This is a genomic window from Caballeronia sp. dw_276, from assembly GCF_018449635.1.
Classification (GTDB): Bacteria; Pseudomonadota; Gammaproteobacteria; order Burkholderiales; family Burkholderiaceae; genus Caballeronia.
On the sequence record NZ_JAAVUV010000003.1, the window covers coordinates 1 to 21,050 of the forward strand.

Below are 21,050 nucleotides of genomic sequence, written 5' to 3' on the forward strand. Positions count from 1 at the left end.
TCCGTATAACTGGGCCGTGTTGCTGATCATCATGCTGGCCGGTGCACTGATTCGGCAGTTCTTTGTGATGCGGCATCGTGGGCAGGTGCTTTGGTATCTGCCGGTGATTGGTGTGTTGCTGATGTTCGGCGCGTTTGCCTGGACCATGCCGAAGGCCGTGCCGACTGTTGCGCCAGTGGCGGGTGCGCCCGGGATTCATGTCGCCGATATTGAGCCGATCTTGCAGCAGCGGTGCGCGACTTGTCATGCTGCACATCCGACGATGATGGGCGCTGCGCCCGCAGGGGTCTTGCTCGATACGCCGGAGGCTATTTCCATGAATGCGCAGCGTATTTATCAGCAGGCTGTAGTGCTCAAAGCGATGCCGCTTGGGAACGTTACGCAGATGACCGATGCCGAGCGGGCCAAGATCGCTGCGTGGTTTCAGGGTGGGGCTTTGAAGTAGGTTTTGTTCGCACTCGGGTTAGTAGGTTGCGCGGGGATCGGAAGGTTGGCTGCGGTTGGGTTGATGCCGGGTTGCTGCTTTCCAGGTTCTCGCGCGTTCCTTGTTAACTGATTTATTTGGCACTATTAGCCACTGTCCGTGGCGGGACTTCATTTCTTTTTCCAACGGCGAAAAAGAAACGAAGCAAAGAAAACGCCTTTCCACAATTGGCTCATAAGTGTCCACAGCGTGCAGTTCCAACTATTTGGTACCCCAAAAGCACGCTCGGCGCATAACGCCGAACACTTGAACCCCTCCCCCTCCGTACCCCTACATCCACACGCTTCGTGTTCTCGGGCAAGATCTACGCGCACAGGACCCAGTACGCTTGAATTCTTCGTTTGCGTTCTGCGGCTTGGCAAATGTACATTTACCTGGAGACGGCTCTAAACACCCTGAACAGGCGCGCGAAAGCAAAAAGCAGCGGCACGGCTTTGAACCGGCTCGCTGCTTTTCGTCCACGCAAACTACTCTCGTTAGGTGCGACCAAAACCCTCGTCCATCAACCAGACCGATTCATCCAGTTGCTGCTCGTTGAGATTGACCCCATCACCACCACGGTCAACCACAATAAAGTCACTGACTTCATCAAGCGCAATCAACGGATGATGCCAAACACCCTTGGCGTAATTCACGCCCTGCCACCCGCGCGTCACAAATGCGCGAATAGCAGACGGATTCAACTCTCCAGCCGGCGCCACCACAACCAAATACGGTCGATCATTGAGCGGCACGAACGCCTGACTTCCCAACGGATGCCGCTCGAGCATCAATACCTCAAACGGCAACACGCGCGGCTGCCCGCGAAACAGGTTCACGAGCGGACGGCCACCTTCATCTTCCACATCGATACGAGCAAGATCGTGGAAACGCATCGTCGTCCCGAGATTGATCGGGATCTGCTTCGCTCCCTCAAGCTCGATCACATCGCCGAACGCCTCGAAGGCGGCCTTGGTCAGAGGTTCAATCACCAGCTTTTTCATCGTGGAACCTGCTTCGTATTCAAGAGAATCACGCCAACGTACCGAACAGACGCAACCGCGATACGCCACCATCAGGGAAAATATTGAATCGTACGTGCGTCACCGGACCCAGCGCAGCGATCTCCGATTCGAACCCGTGCTGCTTGTCCATCTGCAACTTCTGCTCACCAAGCAAGACCGGCCAGAACATCGCCTGCGTCACGAGCGAACTATCCGTTCCACCCGTCACGTAAGCCGCCTGCAGCGAACACCGGTCAGGATAATTACCCTTGAAGTGGGCCGTATCGACTTCGATCTTCTTGATCACGCCCGGCTGCGCCAAGGCTACGATGCACCAGTCGTTACCCGGCTCACGACGACGCCGCGTCTCCCAGCCGTCGCCCATGTTCACGCCGCGACCAGGCATCAGCAAGGTCGACGCCAAACCAAAATGCTGATTGTTCGTGCCAACCATATACGCGCCATTTTCCATGGCGGCCAGATCGAACAATTCGCTGCGGCTTGCGCTGCTCCAGTCGAGCTGCGGCTGACCATAGACACGCAAGCGCGCAATGCCGCCATCGGGATAAATATTGACGCGCAAATGCGTGAACGGCTGTTCGTTCGCGACATCCACGTAATGATGCGTGTTGCCCTGCAACGTCATGGACGGCACGACTTCCGTCCACTTCGTTGACTGATTCGGCGCACCATCGGACACATGCGCGCCTTCAATGGAAGCCGCCGGCGGGAAATTGCCGGTGAAGTGGCTGGTGTCGATATCGAATCCCTTGATCACGCCCGGCCGCGCCAGTTTCACCACACACCAATCGTAGCCGCTCACGCGCTTGCGGCGCGTTTCCCAACCGTCCATCCACTTGCCGTTATCGTCGAATTTCCCCACGATAAAAACAGCCGGATCCGGATTCAGCATGCGCTCTTTCGGCGCGAAAAAATCGTCGCTGGCTTCGAGCGCTTGCGCGCCGAGCCGCGGGTCCGCGAGGTTCACATAGCGACGCGTGAATTCGGGAGCGTTGGGATCGAGTGTCGGAATGGACATGAGGTTCCTTGAAGGAGTTGAAGGCGGCGTGTGCCGTTCAGGCGACGATCAGATCGTCGAGCCTGAAGCGCGCTATCCGGTAGATTTGCTGCAGACTTTCGCGCAACTCGACATCGCGGCTGTGATGCAACCGCGCTTGAAAGTTGGCGATGATGCCGTGACGATCAAACCCGCGCACGGCCAAAATAAATGGGAAACCAAACTTCTCGCGATAATCCGCGTTAAGCGCCTGCAAAGTATCGAACTCTTCTTGCGTGCACAGATCGAGGCCGGCGCCGCTTTGCTCGCGCGTGGATTCGTGGGTAAGTTCGCCACGCACCGCAGCTTTGCCCGCAAGCTCGGGGTGAACGTTGATCAACGCAAGTTGCCGGGCGTCGCCGGCGTTATCGACTATTGACGCCATTGTTTTATAAAGCGCATCGATACTCGCAAACGGCCGCTTGCCCACCGCTTCCTCGGCAACCCATCGCGAGTGCTCGAAGATGCCCGAAAGCGCGCCGACAAAATCGTCCGCGTTCGATGCGTTGAGTTGTTCCAGTGTCATTCTTACGTTCGTCATCATGCGCTCGCTCCGGCGGTGCCCGCGTACGGATGATGCTCGCGCCAGTGACGCGCGATATCCACGCGCCGTGTGACCCACACACGATCATATTGCTCGATGTGATCGAGAAAGCGCTGCAGCGCGCGGAAGCGTCCCGGGCGCCCGAGCAACCTGCAATGCATGCCGATGGACAACATCTTCGGCGCCTCGCTGCCTTCTTCGTAAAGCACGTCGAACGCGTCGCGCAGATAAACGAAAAATTGTTCCGCCGTATTGAAACCCTGCGGCGTGGCGAAACGCATGTCGTTGGTGTCGAGCGTATAGGGGACGATCAATTGCGGGACCTTGGCACCGCCGCTCACCTGCACGTCCATCCAGAACGGCAGGTCGTCGCCGTAATAGTCGGAGTCGTACAGAAAGCCGCCATGCTCCGCCACCAGCCGATGCGTATTGGGACTATCACGTCCCGTGTACCAGCCAAGCGGTTTCACGCCCGTCACGCGCTCGATGGCTTGCATGCCAAGACGCATATGCTCCGCTTCTTTCTCGGGCGACATGTCCTGGTAATGGATCCATCTGTACCCGTGGCACGCAATCTCATGCCCCAGTTCAACGAACGCGCGCCCGAGATCCGGGTGACGTTCAATCGCCATGCCGACGCCAAAAACGGTCAATGGCAAGCCGCGTTTTTCGAACTCGCGAAGGATGCGCCACACGCCCGCCCGCGACCCGTATTCGTAGATGGATTCCATGCTCATGTGACGCGACGGATAAGCGGCCGCGCCCACGATCTCCGATAAAAACTGTTCGGACGCCGGATCGCCATGCAGCACGCAATTCTCTCCGCCCTCCTCGTAATTCAGCACGAATTGCACGGCGATGCGTGCGTTCCCGGGCCAGTTCGGCTGCACGGGATGTCGGCCATAGCCGATCAGGTCGCGTGGGTAATTCGATTCGTTCGACATGGCTGGATCAGTGCGTGGAAGTCGATGGAGCCGCGCACGGTACCTGAGGACCCTGCATTGCACCCTGCGCGACGATAGGCCAGTTTAGCGAAAACGCATGGCCGCGCCCATATTCATACGCAGATATTGCGGGTCAGGCGGCAGGTATGATCTGCATTTGCTTAACGCGTTACTTAGGGCTGTATATCGCCAGGTCGCCATCGTATTGCTTAGGCAAAGGCCGCGCATAATCGCCGCGCTTGGCGGTTTTAAGCCTTAGCGAAATTAACGCCTCCGCCCACTTGACCGCGGTCGTCACGCCTTCTATTACCGGCGCGCCAATTGCATCTTCAATTTCATGGCAAAACTCGGCCATGCCGGCGCAGCCCAAAACAATGGATTCCGCGCCGTCCTCCACTAAAGCTTTGCGGCACTCATCGATAATGATTGAACGCGCTTCGGAACCAGGAATGTCAAGATCCAGAACTGCGACATCAGTGGCGCGGACATTCTTGCAGAAGCGCTTCATGCCGTATCGCTCGGCCAGATGCCACGACATGGTGCATGTGCGCTTGAGCGTCGTCACCACAGAAAAACTTGGTGCAATAACGCTCGCCGCATGCATTGCGGCTTCCGCTATTCCTATGACCGGACCGCTGGCCAGTTCGCGCGCGGCATAAAGTCCGGGGTCGCCGAAGCACGCAATGACGTAACCGTCCATGCCCTCTTTCTCGCCCTTCTCTATTTCCTGCAGCAATGCTAAAGAGGCAAGCGCTTCATCGTAATAACCTTCAATGGACGGTGGCCCCATCGACGCACTAACCGATATGACCGTGGTTCCATTCGATGCAACTTCTTTGGCGCAGCGATCCATTGCCCGCGTCATGCGTTCCGTCGTATTCGGATTGATCAGTTTGATGCGCATTTCTACCTTCTTCTTGTCACGTGTGGAAAGCACGCTCATGCCACGCAATGAAACGCGTGGCATGACGCTTCTTCAAGCAAAATTCGACACTGATTTTTTGTCCGCGATGATCCAGTAAAACAAGCCTGCCAATCCCGCGCCGATAAACCACGAGAAATTAGCCGAGCCCTGCAGCGCAGGAATCATCACACATGCGACCGCGATTGCAGCGGCCGGAAGCAAGGCCGAAACCGCACGCCAGTTCACGCCGTTGCTGTACCAGTACCGTCCCGTCTCCGACGTGGTGTACAACTCTTCCACGTTGAACTTGCCGCGCTTCATCAAGTAGAAGTCGACGATCAGCACGCCGTACAACGGTCCGATAAAACTGCCGAGCACATCGAGCGTGTAGTGGATCACAGCCGGGTTGTTAAAGAGGTTCCATGGCGTGATGAAAATCGATGCCACCGCCGCCATCATCCCGCCCATGCGCCAGCTGATCAGGCGCGGCGCAACGTTCGAAAAATCGAATGCCGGCGAAACAAAATTCGCGACGATGTTGATACCAATAGTCGCTATCGTGAAAGTCAAGGCGCCGAGGATGACCGCCGTGGGCTGGTCGATACGGCCGACGGTTTCGACCGGGTCCGTGATCAGTTGACCAAACACCGGCAAGGTCGCGGCGGTTGTCACAACAGTAACCAGCGAGAACGCGAGAAAATTGACCGGCAATCCCCAGAAGTTGCCGCGCTTCACGCTTTTGTAGCTTTTGCAGTATCGCGAGAAGTCGCCGAAGTTGAGCATCGGTCCGGAGAAGTAGGACACGACCAGCGAGATCGCCGTGATCATGACGGGGACCACTTCCATGCCGTGATACTTCACCCCGCCCAGATTCAATCCGATGTTGCGCCAGCCCGCACGCCACACCATGTACCCGGCAAGGATGAACATCACGACATAAACCGCCGGCCCGGCAAAGTCGATGAACTTCTTGATCATCTCCATGCCGCGCCAGAACACGACGGCTTGCAGGACCCATAACAACATGAAACCCGCCCAGCCGAGCGCGGATAGCCCGGCAAAACCGTGGTTATGGACATCGGCGTAAGGCATCCATTGCGGCATGAATTTCAGCAACACGATCACGAGCGCACTGGAAGCCAGGAACGTCTGGATGCCGTACCACGCGACCGCGATCAGTCCGCGAATCACAGCGGGAAGGTTCGCACCCAGCACGCCGAATGTCGCGCGGCATGCAACCGGATATGGAACGCCCGCCTGCTGACTCGGCTTGGCGATCAGATTGCAAAGCACGTTCACGATGCCGATCCCAACCAGCAACGAAACCAGCACTTGCCAGCTCGTCAGGCCTAACGCAAACAGACTACCAGCGAAGACATAGCCACCTACGCTATGCACATCGGACATCCAGAACGCGAAGATGTTATAGGCGCTCCACGTCTGATGTTTAAGCGGCGCGAGGTCGTCGTTATAAAGACGATCGCTATATCCGGCGGGATATTCTGGATCTTGGTTTGAATCGTCGTAATCGGGTATGGCGGCACTGCCAGGGGTCGCGCTGAACTGAACCATGACTTCTCCTTGGATGAACTCGGCAATTGCGCCGCTTAAGGTCGTCGACTTCTGCGGCTTCGTCGTATGGCTACAAGGCGCCTTCGCACGGACTATGCGGGCGTTCTTATCGTCGATTCGTTTAGCGATCCAAGCCGCGCGCGTGAATCAGCGCGGCTGCAATTTGTATATTCAGCACGCGCGTTCAAGCGCATGCGTGCAGGAAACAAGCATGGCGAAGGCACGCATCCATTTGATGCGGACCTCAAGGTTCATTCGACTTTTACTATAGGCTTAGCAGGTCGCGCCCATTGGAAAGGTCGCGCGGTAATACATCGCTCAAGCGCTTTTCTCGCGCTCAGCAGCCTTCGGTCTGGCAAAGACTTCATGCAGATCAACCGCGCCGCGAGCGGGCCGGTCGAGCATTTTCATTTCCACATCCTGCAGATGGCGCGCCATCAGATCGGCGGCTTTTGGCGCATCGCCGGCATCGAGTGCGGCGAGAATGTCCTCGTGATCCTCGAAGCTGCAAGAGCTACGGCCAAGCGACTCATACAACGCAGAAATCAGCGTGGAGCGCGCCACGAGCCCCGACAGGCATTCGCATAAAACGGTGTTACCGGTAAGCTGGGCGAGCTCTTTGTGGAACTCGCCAGACAGCCTTATCCACGATGAAAAATCGCGGCTTTCATACGCTTTGCGTTCACGTCCGATGGTCGCACTGATCGATTTCAACCGGCGTGTTCCGTGCCCGCTGCAAATGCGCTCGACCACGGCCATTTCCACGATGCGCCGCATCTCGAACACTTCGTGCACTTCCTGCACCGACGGGCTTGCGACAAACGCGCCGCGGTTCGGCTCGAGATCCACTAGACGCTCGCTTGCGAGTTGCGCGAGGGCTTGACGCACCGTTCCGCGCTTTACATCGAATACTTCGCACAACTGCGCTTCTGTCAGCTTGGCCGCCGGTGCCAGACGATGCTCGAGGATCGCGTCGCGAATGTTCGCTGCGATCGACTCGGCCGTCGCGGCAGCAGCCGGAACCGCATTGCCGATGACGCTTACCTTCGATAAATCTTTCAGTTTCGCTTCGGACATGATCGCGTTCGCCTGTATGTGATGCATCTTATGACGGACATAAAAACTGTCAACAATTTCTCGCGGATTTTTTGTGAGTCATCCTTTTTGGCAAGCGAAATGCGCGTCCATATCCTTATAGAACAAGCCTCAGAAGGCAGGATTGGGTATTTCCCTTAATCCGACTGCAGCGTATTTTGTCGACAATTTAAAGCACGAAACACGTGCATATTTGCCCGATTCCAGTGCGTGCATACAAAAAAAGCGCCCTGCTGGGCGCTTTCCGACCAACCGAACGTCCTCAGGCCAAGTGGGGATAATCAGAAAGTTTCATGCGGAAACCACCCGGCGTTGCGACGAGGTGAGCCGTCGCACCAAACGGCAAGGTCAGCAAATCCGGCACATGCCCGAACTGCAACCCGGTCACGACCGGAATTCCGACCAGTGATCGAACCTGTTCAACCATGGTCTCGAACGTGTAGCCGTTGTCGTATTCCGAGAGTTTGGCGCTAGTGAATTGACCCAGCACAAGAGCTTGCTGGCGCGCAAGAATCCCGGATAAATGAAGCTGGTAAATCATCCGTTCCACGCGAAACGGATGTTCATTGACGTCCTCAAGAAACAGGATTCCACCCTCCACAGGCGGCATGTACGGCGTGCCGATCAGCGAGGCGATCATTGCAAGATTGCCACCCCAGAGCATGCCGGTGGCATCGGCGGTTTGTGCTTGAGGCACGTCGCTCTTCACCGTGAACGATGGCTTTGTGATCGCGTCCCAGAAGTGATCCATCGTGAATGCGCTCAGCTCTTCCGCACCGAAATCGGCGGTGAGCATCGGGCCGCCGAATGTCTTGATGCCGGCGCGTGCAAACAGCGCCAGCTGGATGGCCGTGAAGTCGCTATGGCCGACCATCACCACGGGCTTGTTGCGCAAGCGGCGTTGCAAACCGTCGTAGTCGAGGCCATGAAGAATGCGCGACGCACCGTAGCCGCCCCTCACCGCCAGCACGATCTCAGGCAGAGGCCGCGACGGATCGGCAAGCCGGTTGATATCCGATGCACGCTCGCTATCCGTACCGCCGAAGCGCTGATACCGGCGCCACGCAGAATCCGCATTTTCCAGCGTATGCCCCTGCTCTTGCAGACGCACGATCGCGCGTTCAACAGGCTCCAGAGCCGGATAACCAGAAGGAGCAACGAGATCGATGGTGCGTGCGCGAAGGGTCATGGGCGAGGTAAAAGTGGATCGGCGGGATCGGGCGCGGCGGCGTTGCGGGCGTCGCGTGCGGCTTTGGTTTCGCGCCGGCGATCGGCGAAAAAGCTCCGTAACGCGCTTGCGCATTCGTCGCCAAGCACGCCGCCCGTAACGGTCGTGTGATGATTCAGGTTGCCGATGGCGAATGCATCGACAACGCTGCCGCACGCACCGGTCTTTGGATCATGTGCGCCGAACACCACGCGTGCAATGCGGGCGTGCATGATCGCGCCGGCGCACATGATGCAGGGTTCGAGCGTGACGTACAGCTCGCAACCGGGCAAGCGGTAGTTCCCGAGCGCGATGGACGCGGCGCGCAATGCGGCCATTTCAGCATGCGCCGACGGATCGTGAGCACCGATAGGATGATTGAAACCAGTCGAGATGACTTCGTCGTCGCGCACCAGCACCGCACCCACCGGCACCTCGCCCAGCTCGCGGGCCCTTTCCGCAGCGGCTTGTGCGAGCGCCATGAATCGGCGGTCACGCTCGTCGGGGGATGCAGGTTCGGGCACGGCTGTCACTTCTGTGTGGCCTGATCGTGCGTGGCGGCTTCTGCGGTCTTTTCCTGCTCCGACCAGCGCTCGGACAAACGCTCGGCAATACGCCGCCGATACTCCAGCGGCACCACGGTGCAGTTTCCACGCAGCGATTCAAGCGCCATGTCGAGCGCGAGCATCTTGGCTTGCAGCTTGAGACGCGTCGCCGGGTCCTCCGCCATGCCCGCTTCGTTTTGAAGATCGCGCAGCGCCCGCAGATGTTCGACAGCGGGAGGCACAAACCCAGCGTTTTTCATGATGCGGTTGGCGACCCGGACTTCTTCGGGAACCAGGGCGTCGTCGTCGAACTCGAGGGGCTCGCCCGCGCCAGGCAGATTATCGAACTCACCGCGCGCGGCTGCGGCCGAAATTCGCTGTTCGACCAGGGCATCTAGCAGTTTCATCGGCGTATTGGGTGTCGGCGATCGGAATTGTCGAAGATTATTCGATCAAATGGATCGAGCCAGACTGTCACTTTTTGAGGGTTACGCTTCGCGGTAGCAGGGAAAGCCGGCCGCGTGCATAGCCGCGCAGGCGATCCCGGCGTCACGCGCTTCGGGGATGCCACCAGCTAATCTCCTATTCTATCAGGCGCTTCGTGCCGGGCTGAATCGCCGTCTTGCGCGTATATCCCTGCGTGGCGAGCAACAGGCTGCGCGTGTATTCATGCGTCACGTCTTGCTCGCGCACGGCTTCCACGGGAAGCTGCTCGACAATTTCTCCATCGCGCATCACAGCGACTCTCTGGCACAAGAATCCAACCACGGCCATGTTGTGACTGACGAGGATCATCGTGAGATTGCGTTCGCGATGCAGCCGCCGCAGCAGATTCAGGATTTCCGCCTGCACCGATACATCGAGCGCCGACGTGGGTTCATCGAGCAGAAGCACACGCGGCTCCACGATCAACGCGCGTGCAATCGCCACACGTTGACGCTGCCCGCCCGATAGCTGGTGCGCGTATCGAAAGCGAAATGCCGGACCGAGACCGACTTCGCGCAACGCATCCAGGATGCGTTCGTCGTGGCGATCCATGCTGTTTATCGACAGTGGTTCGCGTAACGTCTGGTCGACCGTGAAGCGCGGATAGAGCGACCCGTACGGGTCCTGGAACACCATTTGTACATCGCGCCTGAACGCGCGGTCAACGCGTTCGCCGAGGACGTGCCGGCCGATTCGCATCGAACCATTTGCAATGGGAACAAGCCCCGTCAACGCGCGAAGCACGGTCGATTTGCCCGATCCCGACTCGCCGACAAGTCCAAAGACCTCGCCTTCGTCCACATGAAATGTCGCCGAGCGCACGGCATCGGCGAAACCGGTCTTGGTTTTGAAGCGGACCTGCACCCCGTTTGCATCGATCATCGGGCGGCCTCGGCGAACCATGCCGCGTCGCGTTGAAGCACCGGCAACTGATCCGGCGGATTGCGCAGCGGCGGGCTTGCCGCGAGCAAGGCGCGCGTGTACGGATGCTGTGCATGCGCGAGATCGCGCGCGGCGCACGTCTCGACCACGCGACCGCCGACCATCACCATGACACGGTCGCAAAACGACATCACGAGCGGCAAGTCGTGACTGATGAAGATCAGGCCAGTGTTGTGCATCGCGATCATCTCGTCGAGCACTGACAGAACCTGCATGGAAACGAGGACGTCGAGGGCGCTGGTGGGTTCATCGGCGATCAGCAACTTCGGACCCGACGAAACCATCATCGCGATCATCACGCGCTGGCCCATGCCACCCGAAAGCTCGTGCGGGTAAGCATCGGCGACGCGTTGCGGCTCGCGGATATGCACGGCTGCAAGCGCCTCGACAATGCGTTCGCGCATCGCTTTCGCATTCAACCTCGGGCGTTGCCGTCCGAACGCCTCGCGCATTTGCTGCGCGACGGTCATCACGGGATTGAGCGAATACTTCGGGTCCTGCAGGATCATGCTCATCTGCGTGCCGCACAAACGGCGCCGCTCCTTCGGATGCATCGCAAGCAGATTGTGATCGCCAAGCTGCATGGCGTCGGCCGACCATCGCGCGGATGTTGGCAAAAGCCCAAGCAACGCGCGGCCGGTCAGTGACTTACCCGATCCCGACTCGCCGACAATACCAAGCCGCTCGCCCTTCGCAAGCGTCAACGAAACACCTCGCACGGCTTCTGTCAGCGTGCCGTCGTGAGCTTCGAATGCGATACGCAGGTTATCGATTTTGCAGAGGTTATCAGCGGGCATGTCAGCCTCCTTGACGCGGATCGAAGACATCGCGCAGGCCATCGCCGAGCAGGTTGAATGCAAGACTGACCAGCAAGATCGCGATGCCCGGGATGGTTGCGACCCACCATGCGTCGAGCAACACGCCGCGCCCCGAAGCGACCATGAAGCCCCATTCCGGACTCGGCGGCTGCGCGCCGAGGCCAAGAAACCCGAGACCCGCAACGGTCAGGATGATGCCGGCCATGTCGAGCGTCGCGCGCACGATCACCGACGACGAGCACATCGGCACGATGTACCGCAACAAGATCCGCATGGACGACGCCCCTTGCAAGCGGGCCACATGGATGAAATCGGCCTGCACGAGCCGCAACGTTTCGGCGCGCGCGAGACGCGCGTATGGCGGCCAGGCCGTAATCGATATTGCGATCACCGCGTTGATCACGCCGGGTCCGAGCGCGGCCGCGAACGCGAGCGCCAGCACGATCTTCGGGAACGCGAGCGCGATGTCCGTTAGGCGCATGAGAATGGTATCGATGAACCCGCCGCAGAAACCCGCCGCCGTTCCGATCAGCAAACCCACCGGCACGACCAGCACCACGACCAGGATTGCGATGCTCAACGTCAACCGCGAGCCGATAACCAGACGCGCGAGAATGTCCCGGCCGAGTTGGTCGGTGCCGAACAGGTGCGAAGGAGAACCGGGCGGCAGCAGGCGGTCGCCAAGCACCTGTCGCAAAGGATCATGCAGGGGAAGCCACGAACCGATCGCCGCGAACACAATCAGCACCAGCAAGATCGCCAGCCCGAAGACGCTCAGCGGATTGCTCGCAAACCGGCGCCATCGCCTGTAGGCCAATCCGAGCGCCGCTTGCCGGCGAGACGCGGGCGTGTCCGTCAAGAGCCATGCCTGCCACTCCTTGCGCGGTTTTGTCATTCGAGTCGAATCACTGGATGGAAGCACGTCATGAACCTTTGGCAGTCATCGGGCCCGCGGATCGAATACTTTGTACAGCGCGTCCGTCAGCAAGTTGAGCGTGATGAACGTCGCGCCAATCACGAGTGTGCTGCCGAGCACGGCGTTCATATCGGCGTTGAGCAACGCGCCTGTCAAATACGAACCGATACCGGGCCACGCGAACACGATCTCTGTCAGCACCGACCCTTCCAGCAAGTAGCTATACGCTAGCGCAATCACCGTCAGAAGCGGCACTGCAATATTGCCGAACGCATGACGCCAGATCACGCGCCGCTCGCTCAGACCCATCGCGCGCGCCGTCACAATGTATTCCTGACTCAATTGTTCGAGCATGAACGAGCGCGTCATGCGACTGAGGTACGCAATGGAATAGAACGCGAGGATCGCCGCGGGCAAAACGATATACGAGAGCGCGTTCTTGAGCACATCCCACTCGCCTGCAATGATGGAATCGATCAGCAGGCTTCCGGTGCGGGTATCGACCATACCGTCGTAAAGCGGATCGATGCGGCCCGGTCCCGACACCCAATGCAGCTTCGCATAAAACAAGAGCAAGCCCATCAAGGCAAGCCAGAACACCGGCAATGAACTTCCCGCCAATCCGATGAAACGCGCCACATGATCGATCCAGCGGTTATGACGCACAGCGGCCGCAACGCCGAGCGGCACGCCGATCACGATGCCCATGAAAGTGGAAATGGTGGCCAGTTCGAGCGTGGCGGGAAAGACGCGCTTGATGTCATCGATAACTGGATTCGATGTCAGCAACGACATCCCGAGATTGCCATGCAGCACATCGCGAACGTAGATAGCGAATTGCACGATCAAGGGCTTGTCGAGCCCGAGCGAAAGGCGCGCCGCCGCATAGGCTTGCGGCGATGCGCGTTCGCCGAGCATGGCGAGCAACGGATCGATCGGGATCTTCCGCCCGATAAAAAACGTCACGCCCAGCAAGCCTATGAACGTCACAGCCAGCATCAACAACCAGCGCACGAGCAACCATCCTCGCCGCACACCGGCATGACCGGCCAATGCGCGGCGCGCACGCTGGGAGACGGTTAGTTGCAGATCCACGCTTACTGCTTCTTTAGATCGCGATACGAGACGAGATCGAAGATCGGCCCTACTTCGAGTCCTGTGACGCCGGGCCGTGCCGCAACTTGCGAGACTTTCTGGAACATGATCACGAACGGCGACTTGGCGAGCACCTCCTTCTGCATTGCCTCGTAGCGTTGCGCACGTTTTGCGGTCGATGATTCCTCGAGCGCCGCCTGCGTCTCCTTCGTCAATTGGGGAATGTCCCACGAATTGCGCCACGCAAGCATCTTGAAGCTGGAGTTATCGGAGTTATCCGGGTTCCACGCAAAGCCTTGCGCATTGCTATGCGGATCGATGTAATCCGCCGACCATTCCCCGATGTAAATATCATGCTGGCGCGCGCGATATTTGCCGAGCGTCTGCTTGTTGTCGCTTGAAATCAGCTCGACCTTGATGCCGGCCTGTGCCAGATTTGCCTGAACCGCCTGCGCGATTTCGCCGTAAGGCGAGTCGTTGCGCACGTCCATCTTTACTGTGAAGCCATTCGGAACGCCCGCCTTCGCAAGCAGTGATTTCGCCTTCGCGACGTCTTGGTGATATGGATTTGTGTTCAGCGCACCGAGAAAGCCCTCTGGCAAAAATGCCTCGTGAACCTTGTACGTTGTCCGCACGATGTTGTGCTGAATCCCGTTGTAATCGATGAGCCATTTCATGGCTTCCTGCACCTCGGGCTTCGCGAGATTCGGGTTCTTGTTATTCAGCCCGAGATACATCAGCGTGGCTTGCGGAACGGACGTCACGTGGATCGTGCCCTTCTTCATGAGCGTGGCAAGGTCGTCGGAACTCAGGTCGCGCGCTACATCTATATCGCCATTTTCGATCATCAACCGCTGGCTCGATGCTTCAGGCACATGCCGCATCACGATCCGTTTCATGGCAAGCGGTACGCGATAACCATCGAAACGCTGCAGCACGATGCTGTCGTTCGCGGTCCACTTCACGAGCTTGTACGCACCCGATCCCGCCTCGTTTGTCTTGAGCCACTCGTTGCCGAAATCGTTGCCCTTTGCGTGCGATTCGAGCAGCTTTCTATCCAGTACGGACGCAGGCCACGATCCCAGCACGTTCAGCACGAAGGTCGGAGCGTACTTCTGGTCGGTCGTGATGGAGACGGTTGTATCGTCAATTTTCTTCACGTTCTGCAGCGCATTCGCCTTCGTCAGGCCAATGCCTGCGAGCACGGCCGCCGCGCCTTTGTCGAGCAATGCGGTGCGCTGGATCGACCAGACGACGTCATCGGCGGTGAGCGGATTGCCCGAGTGGAACTTGAGGCCGGGGCGAATCTTGAACGTGAACGTCAGGCCGTCGGAACTCACGGCCCATGATTGCGCGACATCGCCATTGAAGCGTGCCGGATCTTTCAGATCGACACGGATCAGACGATCGTAGGTGTTCGCGACGTATTCCTGCGGCACCAGTTCGTAGATCTCGCCTGGATCGAGCGTGGTGAATTCATCGAGCAGGGTCGCCATCACCAGCATGTCCTTCGGCGTGGCCGCGTTCGCGGAACCGATGCCGCTCAGACTTACCGTCAAGGTCGATGCCACCGCAATGGCCGCCAGCGCGTTGCGCAAAACACGTTTCATACTCGCTCCGTGAAAGTTGATCGCTGTCCTTCGCGCCCCTTTACATCAGACGCGACGGGCCACTGTCTGCATTGTCGATAACCGGAAGTTCGCGCGAGCCGGGCAATTCGTAATGCCACCACTCGCTTGGAATATGCGTGAAACCTGCGCCGTGCATCACGCCGAGCAAGAGCGTGCGGTTGCGCTGCACGTGCTCGGGCAGCCCGGCGTGAAAGTGTTCGGATGCGACTGACATTTCATCGAAACCCGTGCCCATGTCGAGATCGCGACCATCGGCGCCCACCAGCGTCAGGTCGACCGCCGTCCCGCGGCTGTGGTTCGAACCGCGCTTGAGATCTGCAACATAGGTAGGGTCAGGCAGGAAGTCCCAGAGCACTTGCTGTGCTTGCGGGGGCCGGTAGGCATCGAAAACCTTGAGCGTCATGCCGATGTTACCGGCAAGCTCCACAGCCTTTCTCAATGCGGCTTCTGCCGGGCTTAACAACAGGCAGTGCGCCGCCTTGTAGATCGGCTTGCCGGTGAGATTGCGGTCCGTGGCGTAGATCAGGTCGATGGCTACGCCATGTGTCTGGGGAGCGATTTTCAACAAACGGTGATCGGGCATCGGCAGTGTTGGTTCGAAGCTCACGAAAACGTGCGGTGCCGTTATTGTTTATCAAAATGAAGGGTTTGGGGGCGAATGTGCAGACTCGCCACACTCGGCGTCAAAGCTTGCGCCCGGGGTTTGACTGTCTTGGACAACGCCAACACCCAATTAAACCTCGCCAAAAATCCGTTGTTGCAACTCTGCGGAGAGCCGGGATTGGGCTTGCGGAAAGAGAATTCGATCGAAAGCGATTCAACGGAGGCGTTGGATCGCTTTCGAAACTGCGGTGAATTACTGCGCCATGGCGCCAGATGCCGGATGGCCCATGCCCATTGCATCGTGCTTTTTCATTTTGTCGCCCTTTTTCATGGAGTCTTTCGACATTGAATCCTTCGACATCGAGTCCTTCGACATTGAATCCTTGGACATGGAGTCTTTTGCCATTGAATCGTGAGCCATTGCGTCGCTTGCCTGAGCAAATGCCATTGAGCCGCCCATGGCGAGTGTTGCCGCGAGTGCTGCCGTGATAAACAGTTTCATATCAACCTCTTCTAAACTAAAAGTGACCGGTCGCGCCGGGGTGAATCGAAGTACCTGACGCCGCAATGCACAGGATGCATTCGCGATTCAGGAACCTCCGAACCAGTTGTAACCCTGATCGACCCAGTAGCCGCCAGGGAACGTGTTGGTGACAAAAATCTCCATGATGTGCTTGGGATTCTTGTAGCCGAGTTTGGTAGGCATCCTGAGTTTCATCGGATAGCCGTATTTGGGGGGCAAGCGCTGGCCGTCATACGTGAACGTGAGCAGTGTCTGCGAATGCAATGCGGTCGGCATGTCGATGCTTTCGTAGTAGTCGTCCGCACATTTGAAGCCGACATACTTCGCCGATGTATCCGCGCCCACTCGTTTCAGGAACTCAGAAAATGGCGTGCCGCCCCAACGTCCGATCGCGCTCCAGCCTTCCACGCAGATATGCCGCGTGATCTGCTCCGCTTGCGGCAATGCGTAGAGCTCGGGCAAGGTCCAGGTTTTCTTGTCCTGCACGAGGCCGCTCACTTTCAGGCGAAAATCGGAGCCGTCGACTTGCGGAACATCGTCGACGCCGTAGAACGCATTGAACGGAAACGGCCGCGTGATTTGCGCCTCGGTGTAGGTCGGCGCCAGGCGGTTCGGATCGAACAGCCAGCCTTGCACGGTATCGTTCAGACGCGATACGCGGGAGAGAAAGGTCTCGACCGACTTCTCGTCAGAGATACTGCAACCCGTCAGCATCGCCAGACCGCCGAGCGTCACAATGCGCTTTCCGAACAGACGCCGCGAGGGCATGTCGAGTTCGCGCTTCACGTCGATGATCAGCGACTCGCGGTCTACATTCACGCGGTTTGGCTTGGCGGGTTTCATGATCGAAGTATCCAGGGGATCGGTGTTGAGCTATATCGATGAATCATCGGCCGCGAATCATGGTCAGCAACGAGCGCGGCACGAGCGACACCATCACGAGGTGCACCACGATGAACCCCGCTAGCAGCGACATCGCGCAAAAATGGACGATGCGTGCGAAGTCATACCCACCCATCAACTCGCGCAGCAGCGGGAATTGCACCGACTTCCAAATGGCGAGTCCCGACAGAATCAGCACGGCGATATCGGCCATCACGAACAGGTAGGCGAACTTCTGCACGGCGTTGTACTTGCTCGGATCGGCGTGCGAAAGATGACCCTTGAGCGCTTCGATCAGGTCATGAAAGATCGTGCGCGCCGACAGCGGGAAAAACTTCGCTTTGATACGACCCGTAACGACGTTCATGGCGAGGTAAAACAGTCCGTTGAAGAACAACAGCCACATTGCTGCGAAGTGCCATTGCAGCGCGCCGCCGAGCCAGCCGCCCAACGTGATTCCGGGCGGGATGATGAAGCCCTTGAATACCGGCGACGCGTCGTAGATTCGCCATCCCGACAGCATCATCAGGATTACCGCGAGTGCGTTGAGCCAATGCGTGATGCGAACCCAAGCAGGCTGGATCACGCTCGCAGGAGCGCTCAAACCGTGTGCTTCATGTGTCGTGTTCATCAGCGGCTCCTGAGCCCGTTTGCAAATGCTGGCCGTGCCATTACGCCTGTTGGCGGGTAATTCGCTTGAACTGTCCAGATCTGCGTGAAGGCATCACTGCACAAACAACGCGTGTCTGTCAGTTAGTTCGTCGGGAATGGGTGGCTGGTTACAGCAGATCGGTTTTTTTATTAACCTTGCAGGGCCATGACAAAGACTTGAGCAAATGCTTTCATGGGCACGATTGCCATCGCGTATGCCATCGGATACCCTGAATCGACCGTTTTTAAACGCAAGCAGCCGGCCGTTGCGGCCCGCGCTCACTGTCTTTCAACCCCAGGACGCCATGATCCGCTTCTACTTTCACCCCACGCCGAATCCTGCCAAGGTCGCTCTATTTCTCGAGGAATCAGGCCTGGAATATGAAGTCGTCCCTGTCGATACCAGCAAAGGCGAACAACACCTGCCCGCTTTCCGGAACGTTAATCCGAACGGCAAGGTTCCGGCGATCGTGGATACGGATGGCCCCGGCGGCACGGAGGCGCGCGTCTTCGACTCCAGCGCGATCCTGCTTTACCTGGCAGATAAAACCGGGCGCTTTGCCGGAACGCCCGCAGACCGTCCCGAACTGCTTTCGTGGCTGTTCTTCATCAGCTCCGGTCTCGGCCCGTTTTCTGGTCAGGCAGTGCATTTCCAGCACGCAGCGCCCGAGAAATTGCCTTACGCGATCAATCGGTACAGGAGGGAAATCGAGCGGCATTATGGTGTGCTCGACGAGCATCTGGCAGGACGCGAATACATCGTTGGCCACGATTATTCGATCGCCGACATGTCCGCGTGGGGATGGCTCGAACGCGCGCCGCGCGTGTTGCCGGGTGAAGCGGACTCGCTTGCCGCGTTCCCGAACCTGCACCGTTTCTTCGATGCCGTCAGCGCCCGCCCGGCCGTTGCGCGCGCACGCGCCGTCGGCCGCGACCTGAGGTTCAAGCGCGAACTGGACGAACAGGCACGCCGCGCGCTCTTTCCGTCGAATTATCCGGACGCCGCGCGCTGAGCGTTTGCGGCATCGACAGCAGCGAAATGATGCGGCACAATCCGCACGTTTCGCGTTCGGCAGGCCATTTAACGCCCTGCCGCTTTTTTATTTGAAGCGCGCTGTAACCCAATGCCGCGATGAAGCGAATAACTCAAGGTGGTGGCGTGTCCGGAGCCGAAGAGAGGCTCAGGGCGCTGTTCGTGCGCGGCCTGGATGGCGACGCGGCTGCGTATCGTGCCTTCCTCGATGACCTGACCGCCCACCTGCGTGGTTTCCTGAGAAAGCGTATTTATTACCTTCAGGACGACATCGAGGATGTCGTGCAGGAAATCCTGCTCGCTGTGCACAACAGCCGCCATACGTATCGTCCGCATGAACCGCTGACAGCGTGGGTCCACGCGATCGCGCGCTACAAGCTGATGGATTTTTTCCGTGCGAGGTCGCGCCGCGAAGCGCTGAATGATCCGCTGGATGAGACGCTCGATATCTTCGCGACCTCGGACGAAGAGCCCGCCGACGCCAAACGCGACATCGGCAAACTGCTGGATCAATTGCCGGACCGGCACCGCTTGCCGATTGTCCATGTAAAGCTGCAAGGGCTTTCGGTGACCGAAACCGCTACGCTCACCGGCATGTCGGAGTCGGCTATCAAAGTAGGCATTCACCGTGGATTGAAGGCGCTGGCCGCAAAGATTCGAGGCAACGCATGAAAACCGAGGACCTGATTTCGCTTCTTTCGACGGGCGTGACTCCCGCCGATACCGGCCTGTCCCGGCGCCGCTTCGCGCGCGCGTTGCTGCTCGGCGGTCTGGGTTCGTTCGTGCTCATGCTGGCTGTCTATGGCTTCCGGCATGATCTCGCAGTGGTGTCGCGCACGCCGCTCTTCTGGGCGCGCTTCGCGTTTCCCGCGACACTTTCGGCATGCGCGCTGTTTCTGGCGGCGCGCCTGTCGCGGCCGGGAACGCGCATCGGCGCGTTCTGGGCAGCGCCGGCCGTTCCTGTCATCGTTGTATGGAGCGCTGCGGTGGCGGTCCTGTGCCTCGCCTCCCCCGACGCCCGCATTCCGCTCGTGATGGGCACCACGTGGCGCTCTTGCCCGTTCAATATCGTGCTGCTTTCGGTGCCGGCCTTTATTGCCGTATTTTGGGCAATTCGCGGACTCGCGCCCACGCGCCTGCGTCTCGCTGGCGCCGCCGGCGGCATGCTGGCGGGAACCATCGCGACTATGGCGTACTGTCTGCATTGCCCCGAGATGAGCGTGGCATTCTGGGCTGTCTGGTACCTGCTTGGCATGACGCTCGCCACGTTGATCGGCGCGTTGCTCGGGCCACGTTTCTTGCGTTGGTGAAATACCTTTGAATTAATTCGTTTGCGAGCGTAACCCTCGCGCTGACAGAACCGAATAGAAATCATGCGCTCGGCGCTAACGGTTCCTGTCAGCGGAGTGGCCATGAAGACCAGCGAGTTTGTATCGATGCTTGCCACCGGCATCGTTCCAACCCATCCCCATTTCGTTGCACGACGGTTCGCAGCGGCGTTATTTTTCGGCTTGAGCGGCGCGGCTTGCCTGGTCGTTGCCCTCTACGGCGTACGCGGTGACATGCCGCAAATGCTCACTACGCCGCTCTTCTGGCTGAAGGTCGCGTTTCCACTGGCTGTGGTCGGCGCGTCTTTATTCATCGCGATGCAGCTATCACGTCCTGGCGTTGGCACCGCTTTCGCATGGTTCACGCTTGCCGTCCCACTCGTGCTGATCTGGGTGATCGCGTTGGTCGTGATCGTCGCTGCACCGCCCGCGCTGCGGCTTCAACTCGTGCTCGGCAGCACGTGGCAAGTCTGCACGTTCAACATCTCGGTCTTGTCGGTGCCAACTTTTATTGCCGTGTTCTGGGCCATGAAGGGACTTGCGCCGACGCGCCCGGTGATTGCCGGCGCTGCCGCCGGCCTGCTTAGCGGCGCACAGGCGGTGCTCGTGTACACGCTCTACTGCGTGGAGATGACCGTTCCGTTCTGGGGCGTCTGGTACGTGCTCGGGATGATGGCGCCTACGGTGGTCGGCGGCGTCCTGGGGCCGCGCTTCTTGCGATGGTAGATGCACAACCACGCTTATTTCATCCGCAATGTAACCCGTCTCACGCCAAAGCCGAACTAGGTTTCATCTCCCCCATTTCTA

The 21,050-nt window shown here is 58.7% G+C and carries 24 protein-coding genes; 5 read left to right on the forward strand and 19 right to left on the reverse strand.

All coding sequences use genetic code 11. The features are described from left to right. Nucleotides 1-445: urate hydroxylase PuuD (locus HB633_RS05870; RefSeq protein WP_213777215.1), on the forward strand; the 445-nt coding region annotated here is incomplete at its 5' end. Nucleotides 446-960: 515 nt separating this feature from the next. On the opposite strand, the gene HB633_RS05875 is transcribed toward HB633_RS05870, so the two are convergent. The 19 genes from HB633_RS05875 to HB633_RS05965 all read right to left on the reverse strand — a co-directional run bounded on the left by HB633_RS05875 (nucleotide 961) and on the right by HB633_RS05965 (nucleotide 17,862). Further along, nucleotides 961-1,467 (reverse strand): ureidoglycolate lyase, encoded by a 507-nt coding sequence (locus HB633_RS05875; RefSeq protein ID WP_213777216.1) that lies wholly within the window; start codon nucleotides 1,465-1,467, stop codon nucleotides 961-963. Between the two features lie 28 nt (nucleotides 1,468-1,495). Beyond that, a complete protein-coding gene (gene alc / locus HB633_RS05880; protein ID WP_213777217.1) occupies nucleotides 1,496-2,506 on the reverse strand; it encodes an allantoicase in 1,011 nt (336 codons plus the stop codon). Between the two features lie 37 nt (nucleotides 2,507-2,543). Next, nucleotides 2,544-3,065 carry a 2-oxo-4-hydroxy-4-carboxy-5-ureidoimidazoline decarboxylase gene (gene uraD / locus HB633_RS05885; protein ID WP_213777675.1) on the reverse strand — a complete coding sequence of 174 codons (522 nt, stop codon included), beginning with the start codon at nucleotides 3,063-3,065 and terminating at the stop codon, nucleotides 2,544-2,546. Beyond that, complete coding sequence (gene puuE / locus HB633_RS05890) at nucleotides 3,065-4,012, reverse strand: allantoinase PuuE (RefSeq protein WP_213777218.1); 948 nt, start codon at nucleotides 4,010-4,012, stop codon at nucleotides 3,065-3,067. The genes uraD and puuE overlap by 1 nt, the downstream gene beginning before the upstream one ends. Before the next feature lie 169 nt (nucleotides 4,013-4,181). Next, nucleotides 4,182-4,916, reverse strand: a complete 735-nt coding sequence (locus HB633_RS05895; protein ID WP_213777676.1) for an aspartate/glutamate racemase family protein — start codon at nucleotides 4,914-4,916, stop codon at nucleotides 4,182-4,184. A gap of 72 nt (nucleotides 4,917-4,988) precedes the next feature. Next, nucleotides 4,989-6,488, reverse strand: a complete 1,500-nt coding sequence (locus HB633_RS05900; RefSeq protein ID WP_213777219.1) for an NCS1 family nucleobase:cation symporter-1 — start codon at nucleotides 6,486-6,488, stop codon at nucleotides 4,989-4,991. A gap of 318 nt (nucleotides 6,489-6,806) precedes the next feature. After that, nucleotides 6,807-7,565, reverse strand: a complete 759-nt coding sequence (locus HB633_RS05905) for a GntR family transcriptional regulator (RefSeq protein WP_213777220.1) — start codon at nucleotides 7,563-7,565, stop codon at nucleotides 6,807-6,809. 280 nt (nucleotides 7,566-7,845) lie between these two features. Further along, nucleotides 7,846-8,772 carry a muramoyltetrapeptide carboxypeptidase gene (ldcA, locus tag HB633_RS05910; RefSeq protein WP_213777221.1) on the reverse strand — a complete coding sequence of 309 codons (927 nt, stop codon included), beginning with the start codon at nucleotides 8,770-8,772 and terminating at the stop codon, nucleotides 7,846-7,848. Further along, nucleotides 8,769-9,323 carry a tRNA adenosine(34) deaminase TadA gene (gene tadA, locus HB633_RS05915; RefSeq protein ID WP_346730275.1) on the reverse strand — a complete coding sequence of 185 codons (555 nt, stop codon included), beginning with the start codon at nucleotides 9,321-9,323 and terminating at the stop codon, nucleotides 8,769-8,771. The genes ldcA and tadA overlap by 4 nt, the downstream gene beginning before the upstream one ends. Next, nucleotides 9,320-9,742 carry a DnaJ family domain-containing protein gene (locus HB633_RS05920; RefSeq protein WP_213777222.1) on the reverse strand — a complete coding sequence of 141 codons (423 nt, stop codon included), beginning with the start codon at nucleotides 9,740-9,742 and terminating at the stop codon, nucleotides 9,320-9,322. Before HB633_RS05920 ends, tadA begins: the two co-directional genes overlap by 4 nt. 175 nt (nucleotides 9,743-9,917) lie before the next feature. Beyond that, nucleotides 9,918-10,703, reverse strand: a complete 786-nt coding sequence (locus HB633_RS05925) for an ABC transporter ATP-binding protein (protein WP_213777223.1) — start codon at nucleotides 10,701-10,703, stop codon at nucleotides 9,918-9,920. Beyond that, nucleotides 10,700-11,560 carry an ABC transporter ATP-binding protein gene (locus tag HB633_RS05930; protein ID WP_213777224.1) on the reverse strand — a complete coding sequence of 287 codons (861 nt, stop codon included), beginning with the start codon at nucleotides 11,558-11,560 and terminating at the stop codon, nucleotides 10,700-10,702. Before HB633_RS05930 ends, HB633_RS05925 begins: the two co-directional genes overlap by 4 nt. 1 nt (nucleotide 11,561) lies before the next feature. Beyond that, the gene (locus tag HB633_RS05935) at nucleotides 11,562-12,476 is read right to left on the reverse strand and encodes an ABC transporter permease (RefSeq protein WP_213777225.1); all 915 of its coding nucleotides are present in this window, start codon (nucleotides 12,474-12,476) and stop codon (nucleotides 11,562-11,564) included. Between the two features lie 45 nt (nucleotides 12,477-12,521). Then, entirely contained in the window at nucleotides 12,522-13,550 is a 1,029-nt protein-coding gene (locus tag HB633_RS05940) for an ABC transporter permease (RefSeq protein ID WP_276572787.1), read from the reverse strand. 44 nt (nucleotides 13,551-13,594) lie between these two features. Next, nucleotides 13,595-15,202: an ABC transporter substrate-binding protein gene (locus HB633_RS05945; protein ID WP_213777226.1), complete on the reverse strand. Its 1,608-nt coding sequence runs from the start codon at nucleotides 15,200-15,202 to the stop codon at nucleotides 13,595-13,597. Nucleotides 15,203-15,242: 40 nt separating this feature from the next. Continuing rightward, nucleotides 15,243-15,806 (reverse strand): D-alanyl-D-alanine dipeptidase, encoded by a 564-nt coding sequence (ddpX, locus tag HB633_RS05950; protein WP_213777679.1) that lies wholly within the window; start codon nucleotides 15,804-15,806, stop codon nucleotides 15,243-15,245. A 273-nt stretch (nucleotides 15,807-16,079) separates the two neighbouring features. After that, nucleotides 16,080-16,328, reverse strand: a complete 249-nt coding sequence (locus HB633_RS05955; protein ID WP_213777227.1) for a pentapeptide MXKDX repeat protein — start codon at nucleotides 16,326-16,328, stop codon at nucleotides 16,080-16,082. A gap of 87 nt (nucleotides 16,329-16,415) precedes the next feature. Continuing rightward, nucleotides 16,416-17,192, reverse strand: a complete 777-nt coding sequence (locus tag HB633_RS05960) for a molybdopterin-dependent oxidoreductase (RefSeq protein WP_213777228.1) — start codon at nucleotides 17,190-17,192, stop codon at nucleotides 16,416-16,418. Nucleotides 17,193-17,235: 43 nt separating this feature from the next. Next, nucleotides 17,236-17,862, reverse strand: a complete 627-nt coding sequence (locus HB633_RS05965; protein WP_213777229.1) for a cytochrome b/b6 domain-containing protein — start codon at nucleotides 17,860-17,862, stop codon at nucleotides 17,236-17,238. Between the two features lie 325 nt (nucleotides 17,863-18,187). On the opposite strand from HB633_RS05965, the gene HB633_RS05970 reads away from it, so the two are divergent. From HB633_RS05970 to HB633_RS05985, 4 genes are all read left to right on the forward strand, one after another. After that, nucleotides 18,188-18,895: a glutathione S-transferase N-terminal domain-containing protein gene (locus HB633_RS05970; protein WP_213777230.1), complete on the forward strand. Its 708-nt coding sequence runs from the start codon at nucleotides 18,188-18,190 to the stop codon at nucleotides 18,893-18,895. A 119-nt stretch (nucleotides 18,896-19,014) separates the two neighbouring features. Further along, entirely contained in the window at nucleotides 19,015-19,587 is a 573-nt protein-coding gene (locus HB633_RS05975; protein ID WP_213777231.1) for a sigma-70 family RNA polymerase sigma factor, read from the forward strand. Then, complete coding sequence (locus HB633_RS05980; protein WP_213777232.1) at nucleotides 19,584-20,225, forward strand: DUF1109 domain-containing protein; 642 nt, start codon at nucleotides 19,584-19,586, stop codon at nucleotides 20,223-20,225. The genes HB633_RS05975 and HB633_RS05980 overlap by 4 nt, the downstream gene beginning before the upstream one ends. Nucleotides 20,226-20,327: 102 nt before the next feature. Next, entirely contained in the window at nucleotides 20,328-20,969 is a 642-nt protein-coding gene (locus HB633_RS05985) for a DUF1109 domain-containing protein (protein WP_213777233.1), read from the forward strand. Nucleotides 20,970-21,050 lie beyond the last annotated feature (81 nt).